Annotated in this window: 20 protein-coding genes; 15 read left to right on the top strand and 5 right to left on the bottom strand. The window is 45.7% G+C overall.

All coding sequences use genetic code 11. From position 1 onward, the window contains the following. Nucleotides 1-15 precede the first annotated feature (15 nt). From QY97_RS04265 to QY97_RS04240, 6 genes are all read left to right on the top strand, one after another. On the top strand, nt 16-1,599 hold the full coding sequence (locus QY97_RS04265) for a long-chain-fatty-acid--CoA ligase (protein ID WP_039233171.1): 1,584 nt from the start codon (nt 16-18) through the stop codon (nt 1,597-1,599). Nucleotides 1,600-1,619: 20 nt separating this feature from the next. After that, nucleotides 1,620-1,994 (top strand): cupin domain-containing protein, encoded by a 375-nt coding sequence (locus tag QY97_RS04260; RefSeq protein ID WP_052717127.1) that lies wholly within the window; start codon nt 1,620-1,622, stop codon nt 1,992-1,994. Next, nucleotides 1,991-3,130: an acyl-CoA dehydrogenase family protein gene (locus QY97_RS04255; protein ID WP_039233169.1), complete on the top strand. Its 1,140-nt coding sequence runs from the start codon at nt 1,991-1,993 to the stop codon at nt 3,128-3,130. Before QY97_RS04260 ends, QY97_RS04255 begins: the two co-directional genes overlap by 4 nt. A gap of 77 nt (nt 3,131-3,207) precedes the next feature. Further along, complete coding sequence (locus tag QY97_RS04250; protein ID WP_039233166.1) at nt 3,208-4,575, top strand: solute carrier family 23 protein; 1,368 nt, start codon at nt 3,208-3,210, stop codon at nt 4,573-4,575. A 145-nt stretch (nt 4,576-4,720) separates the two neighbouring features. After that, nucleotides 4,721-6,916, top strand: a complete 2,196-nt coding sequence (locus tag QY97_RS04245; RefSeq protein WP_232506240.1) for a helix-turn-helix domain-containing protein — start codon at nt 4,721-4,723, stop codon at nt 6,914-6,916. Between the two features lie 142 nt (nt 6,917-7,058). After that, nucleotides 7,059-7,265, top strand: a complete 207-nt coding sequence (locus QY97_RS04240) for a DUF1657 domain-containing protein (protein WP_039233164.1) — start codon at nt 7,059-7,061, stop codon at nt 7,263-7,265. Nucleotides 7,266-7,315: 50 nt separating this feature from the next. Here QY97_RS04240 and QY97_RS04235 read toward each other — a convergent pair whose 3' ends face one another. Further along, nucleotides 7,316-8,146 (bottom strand): alpha/beta fold hydrolase, encoded by an 831-nt coding sequence (locus QY97_RS04235; protein ID WP_046128482.1) that lies wholly within the window; start codon nt 8,144-8,146, stop codon nt 7,316-7,318. Nucleotides 8,147-8,326: 180 nt separating this feature from the next. Between QY97_RS04235 and QY97_RS04230 the strand changes: the two genes are divergently transcribed. The 3 genes from QY97_RS04230 to QY97_RS04220 all read left to right on the top strand — a co-directional run bounded on the left by QY97_RS04230 (nt 8,327) and on the right by QY97_RS04220 (nt 10,246). Then, entirely contained in the window at nt 8,327-8,968 is a 642-nt protein-coding gene (locus QY97_RS04230) for a phosphatase PAP2 family protein (protein WP_039233160.1), read from the top strand. Nucleotides 8,969-9,009: 41 nt separating this feature from the next. Further along, nucleotides 9,010-9,654, top strand: coding sequence for a hypothetical protein (locus QY97_RS04225; protein ID WP_039233156.1), 645 nt, complete (start codon nt 9,010-9,012; stop codon nt 9,652-9,654). Nucleotides 9,655-9,979: 325 nt separating this feature from the next. Beyond that, entirely contained in the window at nt 9,980-10,246 is a 267-nt protein-coding gene (locus tag QY97_RS04220; RefSeq protein WP_039233154.1) for a hypothetical protein, read from the top strand. 79 nt (nt 10,247-10,325) lie between these two features. Here QY97_RS04220 and QY97_RS04215 read toward each other — a convergent pair whose 3' ends face one another. Continuing rightward, nucleotides 10,326-11,498: an MFS transporter gene (locus tag QY97_RS04215; RefSeq protein ID WP_039233152.1), complete on the bottom strand. Its 1,173-nt coding sequence runs from the start codon at nt 11,496-11,498 to the stop codon at nt 10,326-10,328. Between the two features lie 166 nt (nt 11,499-11,664). On the opposite strand from QY97_RS04215, the gene sspK reads away from it, so the two are divergent. Next, nucleotides 11,665-11,820, top strand: a complete 156-nt coding sequence (gene sspK, locus QY97_RS04210) for a small, acid-soluble spore protein K (RefSeq protein WP_039233151.1) — start codon at nt 11,665-11,667, stop codon at nt 11,818-11,820. 58 nt (nt 11,821-11,878) lie between these two features. Here the strand turns inward: sspK and QY97_RS04205 are convergent, their stop codons facing one another. Both QY97_RS04205 and fdhF read right to left on the bottom strand, forming a co-directional pair. Next, nucleotides 11,879-12,364 (bottom strand): DUF1641 domain-containing protein, encoded by a 486-nt coding sequence (locus QY97_RS04205; protein WP_039233147.1) that lies wholly within the window; start codon nt 12,362-12,364, stop codon nt 11,879-11,881. A gap of 17 nt (nt 12,365-12,381) precedes the next feature. Then, nucleotides 12,382-15,309: a formate dehydrogenase subunit alpha gene (fdhF, locus tag QY97_RS04200; RefSeq protein WP_039233145.1), complete on the bottom strand. Its 2,928-nt coding sequence runs from the start codon at nt 15,307-15,309 to the stop codon at nt 12,382-12,384. Between the two features lie 251 nt (nt 15,310-15,560). On the opposite strand from fdhF, the gene QY97_RS04195 reads away from it, so the two are divergent. Together QY97_RS04195 and fdhD are read left to right on the top strand one after the other, a co-directional pair. Beyond that, a complete protein-coding gene (locus QY97_RS04195; protein WP_039233142.1) occupies nt 15,561-15,905 on the top strand; it encodes a DUF2294 domain-containing protein in 345 nt (114 codons plus the stop codon). A gap of 12 nt (nt 15,906-15,917) precedes the next feature. Next, complete coding sequence (fdhD, locus tag QY97_RS04190; RefSeq protein ID WP_039233140.1) at nt 15,918-16,736, top strand: formate dehydrogenase accessory sulfurtransferase FdhD; 819 nt, start codon at nt 15,918-15,920, stop codon at nt 16,734-16,736. Nucleotides 16,737-16,789: 53 nt separating this feature from the next. Here the strand turns inward: fdhD and QY97_RS04185 are convergent, their stop codons facing one another. Continuing rightward, entirely contained in the window at nt 16,790-17,731 is a 942-nt protein-coding gene (locus tag QY97_RS04185) for an aldo/keto reductase (RefSeq protein ID WP_039233138.1), read from the bottom strand. A 182-nt stretch (nt 17,732-17,913) separates the two neighbouring features. Between QY97_RS04185 and QY97_RS04180 the strand changes: the two genes are divergently transcribed. The 3 genes from QY97_RS04180 (at nt 17,914) to QY97_RS04170 (ending at nt 21,840) form a co-directional block, all read left to right on the top strand. Further along, nucleotides 17,914-18,504, top strand: coding sequence for a GNAT family N-acetyltransferase (locus QY97_RS04180; RefSeq protein ID WP_046128483.1), 591 nt, complete (start codon nt 17,914-17,916; stop codon nt 18,502-18,504). Beyond that, nucleotides 18,501-19,046, top strand: coding sequence for an HD domain-containing protein (locus tag QY97_RS04175; protein WP_039233133.1), 546 nt, complete (start codon nt 18,501-18,503; stop codon nt 19,044-19,046). Before QY97_RS04180 ends, QY97_RS04175 begins: the two co-directional genes overlap by 4 nt. Before the next feature lie 370 nt (nt 19,047-19,416). After that, nucleotides 19,417-21,840, top strand: a complete 2,424-nt coding sequence (locus QY97_RS04170; protein WP_039233131.1) for a penicillin acylase family protein — start codon at nt 19,417-19,419, stop codon at nt 21,838-21,840. Nucleotides 21,841-21,971: the final 131 nt, after the last annotated feature.

Genomic DNA, 21,971 nt, shown 5'->3' with positions numbered 1-21,971 from the left:
GAGAGGGAAGGGTGTATGTACAGTAAACTTCGTCATTTAAATGTTTCCCAGTTGATGCAAGCTGCCTGCAAGCAAGAACCTCAAAAGGAATTCCTCTACGACCATTATCGTAGAATGACCTACCAGGAAGCTTGGGATGAATCCGCTGCTTTGGCTGCATCTCTTAAGCAGCTGGGCATTCAAAAAGGAGATAAAGTGGCTGTTTGCCTGCCGAACTGGCATGAATTTGTCATTACTTACTTAGCTATTGCTCACATTGGTGCGATTATTGTGCCATTTAATACGAGATACCGGCAGGAGGAAGTAGAATATATTCTACGCAATTCAGAGGCAAAAGCCGCTTTTTTCACGAAGGAATTTGGCGGAGTGTCTCATCTTGAGCAATTCATACAAGCGAAGAAGCAGGTACCCGCACTGGATATGCTAATTACCGTTCGATTCCACCAAGAGGGACTGCCCCGGTATGACGAGTTAATAGATAGAGGAAGAAAAGAGCCGTTTATAGGGGAGGCAATTACGCCGAAGCAGGATGTCTTCTCCATTCTGTATACGTCTGGATCAACCGGTGCCCCAAAAGGAGCGATGCTGACGCATGCAAACTTCGTGGAAACAGGAGTGATTACGGCACAGGAAATGAAATGCACAGAGCAGGATGTCTTTCTAGTCGCCGTACCTGTCTTCCATGTCTTTGGAATGGTACCGAGTATTATGACGACCATCGCTGCCCGGGCTCGTATGGTGCTAATGGAGGAGTACAAGGCGAAAAGGGCGCTGGAAATAATAGAAAAGGAAAAGATTACTGTTAAGCACGGCGTTCCGACGATGTTCATTCTTGAATTGAACCATCCAGAGTTTGCGAACTATGATCTTTCTTCATTGCGTACAGGCCTTATTGCGGCGGCGCCATGTCCGGAGGAAATTGTGAAGAGAATCCGTAAGCAGATGGGGTGTGAAATCATTGTGGCTTACGGCTTAAGTGAAACATCAGCGACCTTCACGCTAACAAGCTTTGATGACGATGATGCGACACGGGCGGAAACGGTCGGAAGAGTCGCTCCAGGCGCAGAAGTGAAGGTGGTAGACCATGAGAGAAATGAAGTCCCTGCAGGTGAGGTGGGGGAAGTGGCTTGCCGTGGATTTGGCGTAATGAAAGGCTATTATAATATGCCGGAGAAAACAGCGGAGGATCTTGATCATGAGGGCTGGCTCTATACGGGAGATCTCGGCACTCTTGATGAGAAAGGGTATTTGCGCATCATCGGACGCAAGAAAGAATTGATTATTCGGGGGGGATACAATATTTATCCGCGAGAGATAGAAGAGCTGTATTATAAACATCCGAGTGTTATGGAGGTTGCCGTAATCGGTCTGCCTGATACCGTCCTTGGAGAAGTGTCCTGTGTCTGTATCAAGCTGAAAGAGAAGGCTGCTGTTAGTGAACAGGAGCTGTTGGACTACATTAGGCCGCAGGTCGCTGACTATAAAGTGCCGGATCGTATATTGATCGTTGACGAGCTGCCAATGACAGCGAGCGGAAAAATTAAAAAGGTTGCTCTGCAGGAACAGCTGAAGAAACAGCTTAGTGCCGAGCTTCGTTAAGCAGCAAAGGAGGGGAGAATATGAGCGAAAAAGCTGTACAGCAGCGGGAAAGCCGCTATGTGCCAGCAAGTAAAGAGTGGAAGCCGCTGCCTTTTGAAGGAGTGTTTTTGAAAACGCTTTACCGATTTGAAGAGGGAGGAAGTACAGTATTAATCAAAATGGAGCCGAACAGCTCCTTTCCCTTACATACACATCCTGCTGACGAAGAGGTGTATGTCATAGAGGGAGAAGTGCGCGTCGGAAAGTACCAGCTTTCACAAGGAGATTACCTTTTCACGCCGCAAGAGACGATCCATGCTCCTTTTACGAGAGAAGGCTGCATTCTCTTTGCTCGTTCTTCGAAAGCGCTGGAGTTTTTAAAGAAGGAGAAGAATACACGAGGTGAAAAACAATGAGCTTTCAATTGATTGATGAACAAGAAGCTATCCAAGCTATGGCAAGGGACTTCGCGGCGAATGAGATTGCTCCAGCTGCCAGCAAATATGATGAAGAAGAGGCCTTTCCAGTAGAGCTGTTTCAGAAAATGCGGGAATACGGGCTGGCTAATCTGGCGATTCCAGAGCAGTATGGCGGCCCTGGGATCGATAAGATGTCGCATGCCATCATCGTGGAGGAAATTGCGAAAGCATGCGCAGGAGTAGCCACAAGCATAGAGGCAAACTCCTTATCGTCTTATCCGATTTTAGTAGGGGCGAGCGAAGAGCTCAAACAGAAATATTTAACTAAGCTGACGCGTGAAGGAAAGTTCGCTTCTTTTGCACTGACAGAGCCGGGAGCCGGGAGCGACGTCAGCTCTTTGTCCACAACAGCGAGAAGAGTCGGCAGTGAATATGTGCTCGATGGGGAAAAATGCTTTATCACGAATGCCAGTTACGCTGACTTCTTCGTCGTGTTAGCAAACCTCAAGGAGGAAGGCAAAGACAAAAATTTCACAGCCTTCATTGTAGACCGCGAATCTTTGGGTGTGACGGTTGGAGAGAAGGAAAAAAAGTTAGGGTTACGGTCATCTAACACGGCATCTGTCATTTTTGAAGAGGTCGTTGTACCGGCCTCTAACCGGATTGGGGCCGAAGGTGAAGGATTTAAAATCTTCATGAAGGCTTTAATGCATGCAAGGCCGATGGTGGGCGCCCAGGCACTAGGAATTGCGCAGGCTGCTTATGAGGCCTCTATCGATTATGCAAAAGAGCGAAAGCAATTCGGCAAGCCTATCGCCAACCTGCAGGCGATCCAGTTCATGCTGGCAGATATGGCGATGAATATTGAAGCAGCACGCCTGCTTGTCCACAAAGCGGTCGGGCTCCTTCAGGAAGGACGCCCATCTGCTCAGCATGCCTCTTTCGCAAAGTGCTTTGCTTCTGACACAGCAATGAGCGTAGCCACAGATGCCGTTCAGATCTTTGGCGGCTATGGTTTTATCCGCGACTATCCGGTGGAAAAATATTTCCGGGATGCGAAGATCATGCAGATTTACGAAGGCACGAACCAGATTCAGCGAGTAGTCATTGCAAAGGAAATCCTTTCTTCCTGATCAGGCAGACAGTTCAAGAGTAAAGAAAAGTCAGCTTGCCGCAAGATCTTATCATTCTTTTAAAAGGAGAAAAGAATATGGCCATTTATAAGCGGAAACATGGGGAAGTGCCGCCGTATTGGAAGCTGGGACCATTTGAATTAAGGCTGCCCTTTATTCACTTTCGGCTTGAAGCTCCAGAGATCATTCAAGGGTTTGTTTTGTTTTCCATTGGATTATCAATTATCCCTCTGCTGCAAAACAATGTAGGCTTTTCCTATGAAGCGGCATTAGCCGCGGCAATTCTTTATCTCGTCACCATGCTTATGGGCCCCGTGTTTGGTGTACCGCTGGTGCCGGGTTTTATTACCGCAGCCATTCCGCTCATTGTGATCTTCTTAGGAAACTTTGAGCCTGGACCGGGAGCCGTTCAAGCTCTCATTGCTCTTCAAATTTCTATAGCCGTCATCTTTCTATTGCTGGGGATTACAGGATTAGGCAAGCTGATTGTTACAAAGCTTCCTCATTCTTTAAAGGGAGGTATATTAGTCGGTGCCGGAATTGCTGCTATACATGGGGAGATTATTGACGGCGGCCGGCTGGCATCGACGCCGATTTCATTAATTATCGGTACAGCTATTTGCTTCTATATTATGTTTTCTCAATCATTCCAGCGTCTATATCAATCCAGCAAGGCAGCCAAGGTGATTGGAAACTACGGGATTATGCCGGCTATTATCGCAGCTATTGCTATCGGCTGGCTTGCCAAAGAATACCCAGCTCCGAAGGTAGAATGGGGGATTGTTATTCCAGATCTGGCTGAGCTTTGGAAGTTCACACCATTTACCGTTGGCTTTCCTGGTATTGATGTCTTTTTGATGGCGTTACCAACCGCTTTAATTGCCTATATCATTGCCTATGGAGATATTGTTGTCGGAGAGTCGTTATTTAAAAAGGCAAGCGAGACCCGGGATGATGAGAACGTTCACCTGGACTTGAGCCGTCTGCATATTTTGGCCTTCGTCAGAAACATGATCCATGCACTATTTGCTCCTCATCCTGGCTTAGCAGGACCGATCTTTACAGCTGGAACGGCGTCTGTATTAGAGCGTTATAAATATGGAAGAACGGCAATGGACAGTGTGTATTCGGGATCCGCTTCCTTGCTGCTAGCGATGCTGCTAGCTAACCTGCTGTTGCCGCTTGTCAGTCTTTTTCAGCCAGTATTGCCGATCGCGCTTTCATTAACATTAATTATTACTGGTTACCTTTGTATTTCCGTCGGAATGGAACAGCTGAGAAGTCCTATGGAGCGTGGCGTAGGCGGAGTAATGGCCATTGTTTTATTTGCCTACGGAGCGACGTATGCCATCGTTGCCGGCATAGTTCTTTACTTGCTGATTCAGCGCACGGGAACGAAAGAGACGCCAGTACAAGAGAAGACAGAGATAGAGAAAACAGGATAAACACTTCACAGGTGCATCTGGCGCCTTGGATAGAAAAAACGCCCTTATATTGTAGGAAAGCTAAAAGACACCTACAATAGTAAAAAGGGTGTTTTTTTATTGGGGAGAAAATGAAGGGAAACAAGGGGGAGTTTCTTTGTCGATAGTGGATAAAAAGGAGAAGCTTAAGAAAAAGATTGATCAGCATCTTCGTCGTATCACCCGTCAGTTGATTAGTTTTGATACCGTTCAAGAAACGTTGAACTATTTACTTGATTCATTTTATAAAGAGTTCACCTGTGATTTAGTAGCCGTTGTTTTGAATGAGGAGGGGCGTCTTGTCCCTAAAAGCTGGATCGGCGAAGGTTTCAAGGTAGGAGAGACATTGCAGCTTGACATAGACAGTTGTTCTCCCAATTTAATGAGGGACGCGCTTTGGTGGCCAAATCATAAAGAAGAGCAGGTCACCTGTGCCTTTCACGAAGCTATGCAAAAAGAGAGCTTATCCACTTGGTTCACGGTTCCTTTAATGAATGAACAGGAAAGCTTCGGCATTTGCGTGATTGGCTTCCGAGGATTTGTGCCGTTAATTATTGAGGCGGAGGAAATCTTTACTCAATTTGGCCATGATGTAGCCATTGCGCTGCACGCGGCACGCGAGAAGGAAAGACAAAAGCGAAAGATTAAGGGCATGGAGTGGATCAAGCAAAACATCTTTCCGGGTTCTTCCATTGAACAGGTTATTGAGAAGGTGGTAGAGCGAGCGGGAAAAGGCACACAGGCGACCATGGCAGCTGTCTATCTGTTTGACGAAAACAATAGTCAATTTATCTTTCATCCGCCGGCTTATGGGAAAGCAGATCTTCTAGAGAACGTAAAATGGCAAGCAGGAATGTCGCTGAACAGCCATTTCCCATTTGTAGAGCAGACAGGCGGGATGAAGCTTACCGTTCCGTTAATTGTACATCTGAAGACCATCGGGGCCTTGTATGTTTATAAAGAAGACGAGCCCTTCTCCGATGAAGACCTGGAATTTCTTACATTTGTCTCTGACTTTGTTTCCATGCAAATCGAGAATGCACGTCTCTACAAAGAGGAGTTAGAAGGAAAGAAGCGTCTCGAACGGATTATGGCCCATCATCAGGAGCTTGTTAAGAAGATGGTGGATGGGGAAGATATCAGTGATATTACTAAGACGATCAGCTCTATGCTTGAAAGTTCTATCATGTTATATGACCGCTTTTTGCAGCCAATTTCGCATCACTTTGAGGAGGGGAAATCCTCTCTTCAGCCGATCATAGAAGAAAAGGTCGCTGCTCAGAAAAAGCAGGTTATGCAGCTGAGGTCGAAAGAGATGTGGCTTGATGAAAGTGAAGAAACGCCATGTGTCGTTTGGCCGATTGTCGGCGGCCGTGATGTGCTTGGCTATGCCGTTCTCAACAGCAAGAAAAGAAGAGTCGATCGGGTATGGCGGCTAACGCTGGACCATGCGCTGAATACTTTTGCGATTGAATTCATTAAGCAGAAACTGGTTCTCGATGCAACAGAGCAGGTAAAAGAGAGCTTTGTAAATCAGCTGTTTGAGGAACGAATGGAGGATAAAGAGAAAATTATCCAGTATGCCGCTTTAACGAACTGGAACATCATGGAGCCTCATCGAGTCGCTGTGCTGACATTCTCGATGGAGGAGAACGACCGGGACGTGGTTATGATGGAGGAATATAAATCGTGGCTATGGGAGCAGATAAAGACCCGGTTGACCTCCTATGATCCTAACATTATTTTCACCCGGAAGAATAACGAATTTATCATGATTGTAAAAGTGAATGATACACCGCCAGCTGTTTATTGGCAGGGCATTTATACAAGGGTCATTGAACTAATGAAGCAGGAAAGCCCCTCTTCTCAGGTTTATATAGGCATTGGCGGCAAAGCGAAACGAATAGAGGAGTATTACGCTTGCTATATGGAAGCGGCAAAGGCGGCGAGTGTGACGATGCATCGCCGGAGCGGTGGCTATTCCTTCTATGATGACTTAGGGGCTTACAGCATACTAAGCCAGGCAAGTGACCAAGTAACGGCAGAGCTGTTCGTTAAGAAAAAGCTTGGCCCGTTAATGGAGTATTCGAAGAATAACCAGGTTGATTTATTGTACACGCTCTATATGTTTCTGCAGCATAACGGAAATCTCAGAAAAGCTTCAGAAGAGCTGTACATACACCGCAGCACGCTGGAGTATCGGCTCGAACGGATTTCTGACCTGCTGCAGGCGGATTTAAATAACGGTGAGGTAAGGTTTGAGCTGATGATGGCTTATAAGCTGTACAGTCTGTTTGATGTTGGTACCATATCTCCGTCATAAAGGTCCCTGCGTTATTATGCGGGATTGGCTGATGATTAAGCGATGAATTTTTTGTGCGAACTGGATACATTTGAGGTGCATAAGCAAGCGGCAAATTCTCCATTCTAAAACTGTTGTTACAATCAAGAAGGAGGAATGGCTCATGACGGTCATCAGCAATGTCAAACAAACAATGGCAGGACTAAAAAGCGCACAGGCAAGCTTTGAAACCTTCGCGCTTGCAACAGAGAACGAGCAAGCGAAGCAGCTATATCAAAATGCAGCTCAGCAGACTCAGCAGCTTATCGATTCTATTTCTCCCCGCATCAAGCAAATGGAAGAGGAAGAGCCGCAATATAAACAGCAATAAAGACAAGAGAAATCTCGCCAGCCCTTAACACAAAGAAGCTCTAATATTCGTTAGAGCTTCTTTGTGTTACTGGGTGTTATTGAATGAGAGCTAGAGGCAGGCTGTGATATGCCTGTACAGCTGTGAATGAACCGCCTGATTAACCGGTTGACGTCTGCAGCTGTTTTAGTCGGAATCTGATGCTTAACATTCCCGATTAAGAAATAGTCATTGTTCGGCAGCTTCTTGCTGAGAAGACGAGCATAGGACCGAAAACGCCTGTCCTTCTGCCCGTATAACAGCAAAACAGGCAGGCTGATATTCGAAAGCCCTGAAGTGCAGTTGTACTCAAGGCTGTGGCGGTAATATTGTTCGATATTTTCCGCTTGTCCCTTTACCGCACTCGTATACAGCTTTTTGAAGGTGCTGAGAGTATCCGAATTGGTGCGGGAGATCGATAGAGCGAGAGGATGGACAGCCTTCCAGCTGGCGAGCGTCACCCCGAGTGATATTTGACTTCTTAGAGGCCGGTCGTTTGCTCCTGGCATGCCTCCTAGCAGGACGCCGCCTAAAGAGCGCTCAGGGTAAGAAAGCAGGAAATCGAGAGCAATGGTTCCGCCGGTTGAATAACCGCAAATAAATGCTTTATGTATTCCTAAGTGATCCAGCAGCTGCTTTATATCTCGTGAGATCAGCGGGTAAGTGATCGGTTTTTCGGAGAATGAGCTATTTCCATGTCCCCGGATGTCGAATACAACAGTTTGGAACTCTCTGGATAGCTCGTTCATTTGATAATAAAAGTTCTGACTGGTCAGCAGAGGGGGATGGATGAAAACGATCGGTGTTCCGCTTCCTCTCGTGTCATAATAAAGGTTCACTCCGTTTAATGGCAGTATTGGCATGAAAACACCTCCTGGCTTAATAGTACAGTAAGAAAATGATGCCATTATGCAATATTATTTATAGTTTTCGTTTAATTATCCATCTCATTCATCGGCTGCCAAAGAGCTAATAGTTGAATAAGAGCACAGATTCTATTAAAAATAAAGAGAACAAACTAGGCCGACAGGAGGCGTTGAGGGATGAGAACGGTCGTTTTTGGGGTTAGCTTGATGATTTTGGCTATATTGATGGGAGTCACGGGACTGCCTGCCGTCGAAGCATTTGATCGACAGGTTATTTTTATTTTTGAAGCGATCAGAACGAAGTTCCTCACTGGATTTTTTATCTTTTTTACGGAGCTTGGTTCATTTAAGGTATTATTCCCTTTCGCCCTTGTCCTTTCAATTATCGGTCTGTGGAGAAAGCGTTACTGGGAAGCTTTGTTTATCATGATTGTCTTCTGGACAGTAAGGGGGGCAAACCGTTTACTGAAAGAACTGTTTGAGCGAGAGCGGCCTTCCTTTGGCCAGGTCGTTGAAGCGGGAGGCTACAGCTTTCCAAGCGGGCATGCTATGAATTCAACTGCCTTCCTCCTTTTCTTGCTTTATTTGCTTATACATATGTTTAAGCTTGGCCGCAAGCATTCCCTTGTCTGGACCGTGGTGACAGTGACGGTCATTATTCTGATTGCTTTAAGCCGGGTGTATCTAGGTGTGCATTACTTAACAGATATTATTGCTGGAATAAGTGCGGGTCTGGTGATCGTCCTTCTGCTGATTTCGCTGTATGAACGGCTCACGGGTAAGAAAACCTCCTGGAAAGAGGATAGAAAGCTCGCTTAGATGCATACTAAAGCTGATCAAACGAAAGGGAGGGATGCTGTATGTCATTAGAATGGTTTGACAGAGTGAGCGAAGAGTTACACGATCATCTAGAATCAATTTGTGATAAATATGATGAAGTAGGCCATATGGCGATAGACCGAGCGGCCAAGCATCCCCGGATCGAGTTTTTCGTAGAAACGGAAGAGGATGAGAGCGAACACTTTTGTGCTTTATTCTTTGATCCGTATAACGAGGAATTCTACATTAAAACGATGGACATGGATTTTGAACATTTATCTAAAGTTGTTCTGCAGGACATAGAAGATATCATCGATGAAGTGCATGAGAGCTTCCATCAATACCTCGAAGGCAGTGATGAATGGGAAGACGAGGAATGGGAGGACGAAGGGCTCTATGTAGAAGCTGATGAGACTGTAGAGGAGATAGATGTAGAGTGGACAACTCCAGAAGTTACGGCCTATGCTTATGAAGATGAGGTCGAGGTAACGTATCAATTCGGTGTTGTCGAGGAAACGGGAGATGGCGTTCTTCGTCGGATTAACAGGGTAAAGACAGCCGATGAAGAGCTGCTCGAAGATGAAACTAATTTTATTTTCAGCAAAGAAGAGGCAAACACGATCATTGCCATGATTGCCAGCCATGCCGATTCGCTGAGTGAACTGAGTGAAGAGCACTTACGATAAAGGATGAGTATAGGAAAGCAAAGCCTGCTTCGGTCATAGCCGGGAGCAGGCTTGTTGATGTCATGATAAGGTGAAAAGGCGAAAAAATGCGAATTGTTTATTCAGGTGTAAAAAAAGGCAAAAAAGTGAATATATATAGTAAAAAGATCAATAGCAGATTGGAGAATGAAAGGGTAGGAAATTTTGGCTGAAAAAGTGTAGGAAAAGCAGTCACGGAGAGAACGAAGTGAATACAATAATAGTATAGAGAAAGGGTGCTGCTTATTGTGCCGGGGGAAGAGACAGGAAAACAAACCCCGCATAAGCGGGATATGGGGGCATTGATATGTACAAACCAGGGGCTTGGGTGAAAGTAAAAAACCGGAATGCGATCGGGTATGTATTGGAATCGAGCTATCACGGTGTGAAGGTGTTTGTGATTAAAAATGGAGAGCCAGCAGGCGAGTACCGATACAGCTATCATCAGCTGACACTGATGGATGATGAGCTAACCTCAGATGAGTTGTTTGATTTGGCCAATTTAACTATTGATTTAGGACAGAAAGAATGGTTCATGGAAGTAACAGAACGGATGAAAGAAATTCCGCAGTAAGAATCAGGTCAATATGAGGTGAAGGGTTGAAAAAAGGGCTCGACAGCTAAGCTGTTGAACCCTTTTTTCAAATACATATTTACGCAGACAGCTGCTGGGCTTGCCGGATAAACTGACGGCCGGCGAACAGTACAATGGCACCGAAAAGCACAGCTGCAAAGATGAATTCCACCCGGTCGCCCCATTCATAAAAGAAGGAGCCGATCATGGGGCCTGCGGCCATACCGAGGTAGCGGAAGAAGTTATAGGTGCCAATCGCTGTGGCCCGGTTACGGCTAAAGGCAAGTGTCAACAGTGTGGTTTGAACTGGAAGTGATACACCAAGGCAAAGGCCGAATAGAGAAATGCAAGCCACCAGTATAGAGAGCGACAGGCCAGAGAGCAGTACGAATAGCAGGATGGCCCCTACATTCAAGGAGGAGCTGAATAACAGAAACTTCTTGGCATTAAAACGCTCCTGCAGACGTCCGCCGAGAAAGGTTCCAACGACGATGCAGAGCGACATAGGCAGAAAAACCAGTCCCTTTTCACTGGCTGATAAGTGATAAAAGTCTTCAAGAAGATAAGGCATAAATACTAAAAAGTGATAAAAGGAAAAGTATTGCACAAAGCCGAGCAGAATGACGGAAGAGCCAATCGGATGTTTTAAAATGAAGCCGAAGTCCCGCAATGAAACCCGGCTGCCCTGCTCATCATTTGTTTTTGTTTCGGGAAGAAAGCGGTAATTCACAAACCACATCAGCAGACCAGTAGCGCTCAGCACCCAGAATACACCGTGAAAGCCAGAGAGTTCTCCGACCACCCCGCCGATGACAGGACCTGCTACAGGGCCAAGAGACACCATCATTTGGAAGGTGCCCATAGAGCGGCCCAATTGTTTCCCGCTGAACAAATCACCGATCACAGTGGTTGCAACTACAGAACCAGCAGCAATACCGACTGCCTGAAGAGCCCGAAAGAAAATCAAGAGGCCGACAGAAGGTGCAAATGCTGCTCCAACAGAGGCCGCTATGTAGATAAGTATACCTGGCAATAGTACCTTTCGCCTTCCCAGCTGGTCCACAAGAGGACCGTAGACGATTTGCATTAAGGCCAGCACAAAGGTAAAAACAGAAATAGTTAAATTAATAACAAATTCAGAGGTTTGGAATTGCTGCTGGACTTCGGGAATAAGCGGTGTGTAAATAGTCTGAGTAAACGGGCCGAAAAAAGCGGCAAATGAGACAATATAGACAATCCATTTCTTATTCAAAGTGATGGCCTCCTTTCCTTTTTATTGCTTAGGTAAGTATGAATAGTGTATATTTTCCGACTATTATTGTCTAGAGGATTTCTCGTTCTCTTGTTCATACTTTTGCTCTTTCTACTCATAATAGAAATACGCAGCTGGCGTAATCCACCGAACTGGAGGGATATACATGAGAAACAAAGCAAAAGGATTTCCTGATGACAATATGCAAGGAGAAGGGGAAAAAGCACGAGCAAAAGCACGCTACGCTTCCAAGCGGGCTGATGGAACAACAAATACCCACCCACAGGAACGGATGCGAGCTTCCAATAAGAGAGAGTCGTAATATCCTTCGCTGATGGAAAAGAAGGAAGCTGAGAGCTTGAACACTCTCAGCTTATTCTTCATTCCTCCTCTTTTAACTCCTTGCCCATCCCTTTCAGAAAGTGAAGGCCGAAGCGGACAGCCCGGTTGATATCTGGGTCTTTCAGCACCTTCAACAAGTCTAGCATATGAAGCGGCTTATTGTTATGGAGCTGTTCGTTCGCTTCCTCTATGCCAGCTGTGATGCTGGAGGCAAGCTTGCTTATCATTTCCGGATCCATGCTTGATAGGATACCGGCTGTATTTAACAGGTGATTCAGCACATTCGTCACAGGCTCGCGGGAAGCTTGATGCAGAGCAATGTCCATGATGTCTTCCTTTGCCTGAAGCGCCGAGTTAGCGGCTTCAAGCGCACCCATGTTATTCAGTTCGCCAATAATGCTGAATATGCTGTTCAAAGCTTCTTCATTATCCGCCAGGAGGCCCTGCAGATCATTCAGCTTCTTCTGTGTACGTTCGTCCTCTGTTTGTTCGCGTTTCCGAATAGAAGTAATAGGGGCAGCCATTCAAACTTCACTCCTTTTTATTTTGTTGTTAGCGGGACATAGCCTGGCCGCGCCCATTTCCGCTCTACTTCAACCCCGTTTTGCGGGTGGCGTTTTTTATTGCGCGGGTTTGTTTGCGGCAGCGGGTTGGCGCGTTTTTCATGAAGCACTTCCATTCGCACCTTCGTCTGCTTGTAGGCCGGTGTATTCGTGCGCTGGTCCACAGCAGGTCCTGTCAGGAAGTTGATGGCAGAGTCTTTATCAACTGAATTCATCGGCAGGAACAGCTCCTTTTCCTTAACCCGGTCAGTGACTAGAGCAGGGAGCTTCAGAGCGCCAAACGGTGAAATTAGCCGAACAAGCGACCCATCGTTTACACCGCGTTCTTTAGCAAGCTCAGGTGATACCTCAACAAAGATAGCCGGCACCTTCGCTTGAATGCCCTTCGATTTGTTCGTCATGTTACCTTCATGGAAATGTTCAAGCATCCGTCCATTGTTTATGTGCAGGTCATACTCGGCCGGAAATTCGGCTGGGAGAACCCAATCAGATAAAGCAAAACGCGCTTTTTTGTCCGGAAAGTTGAATCCGTCTGTATAAAGAAGCGGGGTGCTTGCGCCATCATGGCTTCCCCAAAGGAAGCTGCCCCAGCCTTCAAGTGTATTGTAGGTTGCTTGACTGAATAACGGAGTAAGCTTAGCCATTTCTTCGAAAATATCCTTTGGATGATGGTATTGCCAGTCTGCACCTAGGCGGTTAGCAATTTCCTGGATGATCCACCAGTCCGGCTTCGATTCGCCAAGCGTTGGGAGAACTTGGTACAAGCGCTGCACACGTCGTTCTGTATTCGTAAAGGTTCCTTCTTTCTCAAGGGAAGGAGCGGCTGGCAAAATAACGTCAGCATATTGGGCTGTTCTCGAAAAGAAGACGTCTTGAACGACAAAGAAATCAAGCTTGGACAGCACTTCATCTACATGGTTGGCGTTAGAATCGACAAGCGCCATATCTTCTCCAACGAGGTACATCGCTTTCATATAGCCGGCATCGATGGATTGCAGCATTTGAATGTTGTCAAGGCCTGGTTTGTCGGGGATTTTGGAGCCGTAAGCCTGTTCGAATTTCGCCCGGGCAGCATCATCCGTAATATGCTGATAACCCGGAAGCCAGCCAGGGAGCGTCCCCATATCACAGGCACCCTGCACGTTATTGTGTCCACGAAGCGGATAAGCACCAGCTCCCGGGCGGCGGTAGTTCCCCGTAGCCAGCAGAAGGTTAGAAATGGCCGCTGATGTATCTGATCCGCCTGTATTTTGGGTTACGCCCATGCCCCAAAGAATACATGTACCGTCTGCATCCCGGATCATTTCTGCTGTTTGGATCAAAGCAGCCTTTGAAACACCTGTTATTTTCTCGGCATATTCAAGCGTATATTTCTCCAGCACTTCTTTATACTCATGAAAGAAATTTACGTTTTCCCGAATGAAGGCTTCATCATGCCAGCCTTGGTCAATCATGTATTTCGTTACAGCCATTAACCATACCTGGTCAGTTCCTTGTTTAGGACTAATAAATAAGTCTGAACGCTCCGCCATTTCATGCTTGCGCACATCGGCTACGATCAGCTTCTGCCCGTAAAGCTTATGAGCACGCTTTACTCGTGTTGCCAGAACGGGGTGGCCTTCTGCAGGGTTAGCCCCCACAATCATGACGAGTCCCGCTTTAGCGATATCTTGAATGGTTCCAGCATCTCCGCCCATGCCAACGGTCCGGAACAAGCCGTCGGTTGCAGGAGACTGGCAGTAACGGGAACAGTTGTCGACATCATTTGTTTCGAATACTTGCCGGGCCAACTTTTGCATTAAATAGTTTTCTTCATTCGTGATCTTGGATGAAGAGATAAAGCCGACAGAACCTGGGCCGTATTGATCACGGATGTTACCTAGACGGCCGGCTACAACCTGCAGTGCTTCCTCCCATGTCGCCTCGACAAATTCATTTCCCTGACGGATAAGAGGAGTAGTTAGTCGCTCCTCTGAGTTAACGAAGTCCCAGCCAAACTTTCCTTTTACACACGTGGAAATTGCATTAACCGGTGCGTCAGATGATGGCTGCACCTTTAATATTTTTCGGCCCTTTGTCCACACCTCAAATGAACAGCCAACCCCGCAAAAAGTGCATACGGTTTTTGTCTTTTTCGTGCGTGTTTCCCGCATGGCTGCTTCCACTTCAGAGACAGCGAAAATGCCGCTGTAGCCCGGCTCTACTTCTTTTACAAGGTCAATCATTGGAGAAAGTGCCTCCTCTTTCATGCCCGTCATAAAGCCGGCTTCACCCAGCATGGACTTTTCCATTAAAGCGTTGCAAGGGCAAATGGTGACGCATTGGCCGCAGCTGACGCAGGAGGAGTCATTAATGCTGCTTCCCTTATCCCAGAGTACGCGGGGACGATCGGCTTCCCAGTCAATGGACAGAGTTTCATTGACTTGAAGATTTTGGCACACTTCTACACACTGACCGCAAGCGATACACTGGTTAGGGTCATACCGGTAAAATGGATGAGACATATCGACTTCACAAGCGGCCGCCTTCGGTGTGTATGGATATTTTTGATGTTCAATCTCCATTTGTTGAACTGTGTTATGCAGCTTGCAGTTTCCGTTATTATTGTCGCAGACAGTGCAATAAAGCAGATGGTTTTCTAAAATACGATCCATTGCCTCTGTCTGTGCTTCTTTCGCACGAGGGGAGGAAAGTGAAATATTCATTCCCTCTTCCGCTACTGTCGAACAGGAACGGACGAGCTCTCCATTCATTTCTACGATACACGTATCACATGTTTGAATAGGGTCCACTTCTGGCACGTAGCAGATTTGAGGATGAGCCATGTCCTGCTGATTGATGATCTCCAGAATGGTAGAGCCAGAGGGAGCCGTATACTCTTTGCCGTTAATCGTAATGGTAACCATGTGTCTTCCTCCTTTTTGAGAATAAAAAAATCCACCATGAAGCTATGTCTGCATGGCAGACATTTTGCTATCATGGTGGAATAGTTTTTTAGCAATCCATACTAAACAGCCAATCCACTGTTATATGTAGTCGAGAGGAGCAGAACATTTGACAATATCCCGTTCCCATCTTTTCTATTATTATAGTAGTTATCACCTGAAGAAACAAGATATACTAACACTAGAACGAAAGAAGCAGGGAGAAATATAGCATGTCTAAAAAAATTCACGAATTCAATGATATCATCCGCAAGCTTCGAAAGGAATTGCTTGGAAAGGGACCGGAACGCATTCACAGCGTGTTCGTCGAGAATATGGCGATCTCTACTTTGTATGGCAATTTAACGCCGACGGAGAAATTTATTGCCAAGACGCCTGAAGGCAAAGAGATGGTTCATGCAGCGCGGACGAAGCTGATTCAGGATGTTTATGATGACCATCCGCCTGAAGGATTAGAGGAGCTTGTCGGTGCAAAGCTGATCCATTTGTTTTCTGATATTAAGGTAGAGGAAGATATCGCCGTGTCAGTCTTTATTTTTGATAAACATATTGAGTAAAGGAGGAGGCAAATGAAGGAGACAGAGGTGAAGCGCAGCATTCTCCGGGTGGAGAACGGAAAGGCGCGGTATACGGAAGACCGTATTGTCACTGAGCATCCGATCACTATTAAAATCAATGGAGAAGAGTTTGTCACATTAGTATGTACACCGGAGTATATGGAAGATATGGCGATTGGTTATTTGGCCTCTGAAGGGCTGATCCGCCGCTACGAGGATATCGAGGATATGTGGATACAGGAAGAGGAAGGCTTTATCCATGTGAAGGCGAGCAAGCTGAATCCTTACACTCAAAACTTTCAGAGCAAGAGGTATGTAACCTCTTGCTGCGGTATGAGCCGGCAGGGCTTCGTGTTTGTCAATGATGCAATGACTGCCAAAAAGATGACCGGTATGCACGTTGCTCTTTCTCCGGAGGATTGCTATCGTTTGATGCGCGAGATGCAGCAGTCCGCTGAGTTATTTCACGGGACTGGGGGCGTTCATAACGCCGCTTTGTGTGATAAGGAAGGCATTATTTTAAGCCGGATGGATATCGGCCGGCACAATGCGCTTGATAAAATTTACGGACATTGCATTCGGCACGATATTTCCATCAACGATAAAGTGCTCGTATTCAGCGGCCGCCTGTCCTCGGAGATTTTGTTGAAGGTAGCAAAAATCGGATGCGAGGTTGTTCTAACGAAGTCTGCCCCAACGGAGCTGGCTGTTCAATTAGCGGACCAGCTGGGTATCACAGCAGTAGGCTTTATTCGTCACGAGTCGATGAATGTATATACACATCCGGAGCGCATTCATGTGCAGGTTCATGAGGGGCATAGCGAGAAATAGTACAAGTGAGAGAAGTGCCAGCTCCCTTTAAGGGGCTGGCACCTTTTTGGATATTATTCTGCTTGAAACACTTGGGAAATCTGCTGAATCTCTTCCTCGGTTAACTGTACATCCAGAGTCCGCAGATTGGCGGTGACTTGTTCTGACCGCTTTGCTCCAGGAATGATTACATCGATTACATCTCGAGTTAAATACCAGGCAAGGACAATATGAGCAAGCTCAGCATCCTTAGCTTCTGCAATTGACCGGATCTGCTCAACCTTCTCTAAGTTTCTTTCAAAATTGCCCTCCTTGAAGTAAGGAAGGTTTTGACGAAGGTCATCAAATCGAGAATCTTTATCATATTTTCCTGTCAGCAGCCCGGAAGCAAGCGGGAAATAAGGAACGAAGGAGATATTATGCTCTTTTGCATACGGGAACAGTTCCTTCTCTGCTTCACGATTGAGCAGGTTGTATTCACCTTGGAAAACATCGACATAGCCGTCTTTATTCGCTTCTTTTAATTGTTCTATAGAGAAGTTTGATACGCCGATGGCACGGATTTTTCCCTCATCCTTCAGCTTTTTCAATGCACCGACCGCTTCATCCTTAGGTGTGTTCTCATCAGGAAAGTGAATATAGAACAAATCAATATAATCGGTTTGGAGACGCTGTAAGCTGCCTTCAACCGCTTCCTTTAAGAAAGCGGGAGAGTTATCAAATACGACCTCTTCACCAGCAAATTTATGCGCGCCTTTCGTAGCAATCACTGCTTCAGAGCGGTTTTTTCTCTCCTTCAAGACCTCCCCGATTAATTCTTCTGAGCGCCCGGGACCATAAATGAACGCTGTATCTAGGAAGTTCATTCCATTATCAAGCGCTGCTCGTACCAAGTCTCTTCCTGCCTCTTCATCCAAATTAGGGTAGAGATTATGACCGCCGACTGCATTGGTGCCGAGACCAATCGGATTTACGGATAAATCTGTCTTGCCTAGCTGCACTTGCTTTGCTGCCATGTTATCACCATCTCCTCTATACATAATACGTGCCTTAGAGAACGTTGAAATGAGGCACGGTCCATGGAAAGAATAACATGCAGGGAAGAGAAGTTTCAAAAATATAGCATTATTGAAAAAATGTAAAATGAATGGATACGGTTTGCTACAATAAACAGCAAATGGGGAAGAGGAGGAGAAGCATGTTTGTTTATACGGTTGATGAAGAGATCTCTTTAAAGCTGATAGAAATGAAGGATGCCAGCCGCATTTTCCAGCTAACCAATCGGTCGAGGCCATATTTGCGGAATTGGCTGCCGTGGCTGGACCAGACAAGGAAAATTGGGGATACGGAAGCCTTTATTCAGCATGCCTTAAAGGGCCTTGCGGAAAATAAAAGCATGACGACAATGATCCTGCTTAATGGGCAGGCTGTGGGCGTAGCCAGCTATAACTCTCTCGATTGGGCAAACAAAATTGCTTATATCGGTTACTGGCTAGGGGAGGACTATCAAGGAAAAGGCATTATGACGAAAGCGGCCGGTGCGTTAACTGATTATGCCTTCCAGGAGCTGGGCATGAATAAGGTAGAAATACGGGCTGCTGTTGAGAATAAGAGAAGCAGAAGGATTCCCGAGAGGTTAGGTTTTGTTGAAGAAGGAACGATCAGACAGGCGGAGTGGCTATATGACCATTATGTCGATCATGTCGTCTATGGACTGCTAAAGGATGAATGGAAGAAGAGAAAATCGAAGAAAGGGTATGCACACAAAAGAGGGGAGGAAAGGTCATGACATTGGTTGAGAAGGCAATTACATTTGCTGCTGCAGCACACCAGGGGCAGGTTAGAAAGGGTTCGAACATTCCATATGTGACCCACCCCTTTACAGTAGGAATGATGCTTCAAAAGGAAGGCAGCACGGAAGAGGTTATTGCAGCGGGGATTCTTCACGATACGCTGGAGGATACCGAGGCAACATATGAGGAACTCACAAAGGAGTTTGGCAAGAGGGTAGCTGATATTGTCCAAGCAGTATCTGAAAAGGATAAATCGCTGCCATGGGAGGAGAGAAAGCAGGCAACAATTGAGGCTTTGCCATTTATGACAGAAGAAGCGCTTCAGGTAATTGTATGTGATAAACTGCACAACATTCGCAGCATTCGCCAATCGGCAGAAGAGGCTGGCGTGAACGTATGGGAGAGGTTCAACCGGGGGAAGAAACAGCAGCATTGGTATTACTCCGAGGTGCTGAAGAAGCTGGCACCAAGAAAGGCGGAGTTCAAGCTGATTGAAGAGCTTGAAAGGGAAGTGAAACAGCTGTTTGCTGAGTCTTGATAGCATAATTCAATAAGAATAAGTTTCCACAAAAAATGATTTTCTAAAAGGTGACATAGAACAGGTTTTCAACAGTTCGTTTTGTTTTTGTTATACATGATGATTGTAGAGAAGCATATATCATTCAAAAAAATAACGATTCTAACTTATAGTTGCAAGAAGGTACTCTAGTGTTAAGTAACTAGGGTACCTTCTCCTGTTTTTGCCCCTTTTTCTATAAAAACAGGGGAAAAGATAGGCGAAGTAATTAGCTTGCTAACTTACTTTCAGATCAAACATTCTAAAAATTCAAATATAAAATGAAATTGTATAACTAGGAAATTATAATTCGTTTTGTAAGTGTAGTATAAAACAAGGGGGAAGACATACGATGATGGAGAAGCAAAAGTGGCTAGTATCGATCGTGATGATGATCGTGCTCATTCTTCCGCAAAGTGTCGGAATGGCAAAAGGATATGAAAAGGCAGGGGATGTAACAGTTATTCGTGATCAATACGGCGTGCCTCACCTATATGCTAAAAATAAGCAGGATTTGTATAAAGCATATGGGTATGTAATGGCCAAAGATCGTCTGTTCCAGCTGGAAATGTTTCGCCGGGGAAATGAAGGTACAGTATCAGAGGTCTTCGGCGAGGAGTATTTAGCTAAGGATGAGCAATCAAGGCGTGACGGATATAGCGATGAAGAAATTAAGGAAATGCTCAATGATCTAGAGGATAAGCCGAGAGCATATATTCAACAATTTGCAGAAGGTATCTCGTTATATGTGCAGGAAGCACTAAAGAATCCCGATGAAAAGCTTTCTAAAGAGTTTCACGATTACAAGTTCCTTCCTAGAAAATGGGATGCGACGGACGTGGTTCGGCTATACCTCGTGTCAATGACTTATTTCATGGATAATCATCAAGAACTGACCAATGCTGAAATTCTAGCCAAGCTAGAACAGACATATGGTGAGGAACAGGCAGAGAAAATGTTCGATGATTTAGTGTGGAAAAATGATCCCGAAGCACCGGCAAGTATTCAAGCAGAAGATGAGGCTGAAGAGGAGAAGGAAGGAGACAAGGCTGTTCAGCCATTATCTTCAGCTGTTATTAATGCCTCTAAGGAAATTGAAGCAGAAAGAGATGAATTTGTAGAGTCATCTGAAGAGCTTGGTCTGCCTTTGAAGATTGGCAGTAACGCCATGATTGTTGGAGAGGACAAGTCCAAGACGGGAAATGCTTTATTATTTAGCGGTCCGCAAGTCGGATTTGTCGCACCAGGATTTCTATATGAAGTTGGTTTACACGCCCCCGGCTTTGACATGGAGGGGTCAGGATTTATAGGGTATCCATTCATTATGTTTGGGGCTAATAAACATATCGCCCTAACAGCAACCGCTGGCTATGGAAATGTCACTGATATCTTTGAAGAGAAGCTTCATCCGAACGATCCTACTCAGTACTTTTATAAAGGCGAGTGGAGAGAGATGGAGAAACGAACAGAAACATTTACCGTTCGAGGAGAGGACGGCAAGCCTGAGCAAGTGGAGACCGTCTTTTATCGCACAGTTCATGGCCCAGTCATTAGTATAGACGAAGAGAGAGGAGTAGCTTACAGTAAGTCTTGGTCATTCCGCGGGACGGAAGCCCAAAGTATGCAGGCGTACATGAAAGCAAACTGGGCAAAGAACTTGAAAGAGTTCGAGGAAGCAGCCAGTGAATACACAATGTCGCTAAACTGGTATTATGCTGACAAAAGAGGGAACATTGCTTATTACCATGCAGGTAAACAACCAGTGAGGAACGAAGAGATCGACGAGAGATTGCCGACGCCAGGAACAGGAGAATATGATTGGCAAGGCTTCCAGCCGTTCGAGCAGAATCCACAAGCGGTAAATCCTGATAATGGCTACGTAGTGAATTGGAATAACAAGCCATCACAAGAATGGAGAAACGGGGAACGAAGCTTCTATTGGGGAAAAGATAACCGTGTTCAGCAGTTTATTAACGGAATGGAAGAAAGAGAGAAGGTTGACCTCGAAGATCTAAATGAGATTAACTACACAGCAAGCTTCGCCCAGCTGCGTACACATTATTTTAAGCCATTGTTAATAGAAGTGCTTAAGGAGAACCAATCAGACAATGAAAGCTATCCTTATTTAATCAAGCAGCTGGAACAATGGAATAATTTGAAGGAAGATAAAAATAAAGACGGCTTATATGATGCCGGAGTAGCTGCCTTCTTTGATAAGTGGTGGAGCATCACACACGATGAATTGTTTGCTCAGCCACTAGGCTCGGTCTCCAACCTAACGCAAGAAATAACGGACCATCGGTACGGTGCTACTCTTGCTTATAAAATTCTAGCTGGTGAAGAGACGAACTATCCATGGATGAGCAAAGAGGAAGCGGAACAGATCATAATCAACAGCGCTGATCAAGCGCTAGCCGAGCTTCATGAAGAGAAGGGGACGAAAGCGGAAAACTGGCGCATGCCAATCGATACGATGACGTTTGGAGAAACATCATTAATCGGTGTTCAGCATGGTTACGGATCGGATACGCCGATTATTGAAATGAACCGCGGCAGTGAAAATCACTACCTTGAAATGACACCAAGCGGTCCGAAAGGGTTTAATATTACACCGCCAGGCCAAGTTGGTTTTATCCATAAAGACGGTACTGTGAGTGAACACTATGAGGATCAAGTGCAGATGTTTGCAAATTGGGAATTCAAACCGTTTTTATTTGATAGAAAAGAAGTGAGAGAAGCAGCTGTGTCGATCACTGATTTGAATGTTAGTGAATAATGGAAAGGTAAAGGAAGAGTACGCCCGCACTGGCGTACTCTCAGACTGTAGACAAACTCGATGGAAATCGAGCGTCTACAGTCTTTTTATTTTGCCCGTAAACGGGGTTGTTGATTTCCATTCCAGACGCT

It is taken from the genome of Bacillus thermotolerans (assembly GCF_000812025.2).
GTDB lineage: Bacteria > Bacillota > Bacilli > Bacillales > Domibacillaceae > Quasibacillus > Quasibacillus thermotolerans.
This window is presented reverse-complemented; position numbering and strand designations above follow the sequence as displayed.

Bases quoted from the DNA above. Each gene is read 5' to 3' on its own strand.
- QY97_RS04265 (WP_039233171.1), top strand. From the start codon at position 16: ATGTACAGTAAACTTCGTCATTTAAATGTTTCCCAGTTGATGCAAGCT.
- QY97_RS04260 (WP_052717127.1), top strand. From the start codon at position 1,620: ATGAGCGAAAAAGCTGTACAGCAGCGGGAAAGCCGCTATGTGCCAGCA.
- QY97_RS04255 (WP_039233169.1), top strand. From the start codon at position 1,991: ATGAGCTTTCAATTGATTGATGAACAAGAAGCTATCCAAGCTATGGCA.
- QY97_RS04250 (WP_039233166.1), top strand. From the start codon at position 3,208: ATGGCCATTTATAAGCGGAAACATGGGGAAGTGCCGCCGTATTGGAAG.
- QY97_RS04240 (WP_039233164.1), top strand. From the start codon at position 7,059: ATGACGGTCATCAGCAATGTCAAACAAACAATGGCAGGACTAAAAAGC.
- QY97_RS04235 (WP_046128482.1), bottom strand. From the start codon at position 8,146: ATGCCAATACTGCCATTAAACGGAGTGAACCTTTATTATGACACGAGA.
- QY97_RS04230 (WP_039233160.1), top strand. From the start codon at position 8,327: ATGAGAACGGTCGTTTTTGGGGTTAGCTTGATGATTTTGGCTATATTG.
- QY97_RS04225 (WP_039233156.1), top strand. From the start codon at position 9,010: ATGTCATTAGAATGGTTTGACAGAGTGAGCGAAGAGTTACACGATCAT.
- QY97_RS04220 (WP_039233154.1), top strand. From the start codon at position 9,980: ATGTACAAACCAGGGGCTTGGGTGAAAGTAAAAAACCGGAATGCGATC.
- sspK (WP_039233151.1), top strand. From the start codon at position 11,665: ATGAGAAACAAAGCAAAAGGATTTCCTGATGACAATATGCAAGGAGAA.
- QY97_RS04205 (WP_039233147.1), bottom strand. From the start codon at position 12,364: ATGGCTGCCCCTATTACTTCTATTCGGAAACGCGAACAAACAGAGGAC.
- fdhF (WP_039233145.1), bottom strand. From the start codon at position 15,309: ATGGTTACCATTACGATTAACGGCAAAGAGTATACGGCTCCCTCTGGC.
- QY97_RS04195 (WP_039233142.1), top strand. From the start codon at position 15,561: ATGTCTAAAAAAATTCACGAATTCAATGATATCATCCGCAAGCTTCGA.
- fdhD (WP_039233140.1), top strand. From the start codon at position 15,918: ATGAAGGAGACAGAGGTGAAGCGCAGCATTCTCCGGGTGGAGAACGGA.
- QY97_RS04185 (WP_039233138.1), bottom strand. From the start codon at position 17,731: ATGGCAGCAAAGCAAGTGCAGCTAGGCAAGACAGATTTATCCGTAAAT.
- QY97_RS04180 (WP_046128483.1), top strand. From the start codon at position 17,914: ATGTTTGTTTATACGGTTGATGAAGAGATCTCTTTAAAGCTGATAGAA.
- QY97_RS04175 (WP_039233133.1), top strand. From the start codon at position 18,501: ATGACATTGGTTGAGAAGGCAATTACATTTGCTGCTGCAGCACACCAG.
- QY97_RS04170 (WP_039233131.1), top strand. From the start codon at position 19,417: ATGATGGAGAAGCAAAAGTGGCTAGTATCGATCGTGATGATGATCGTG.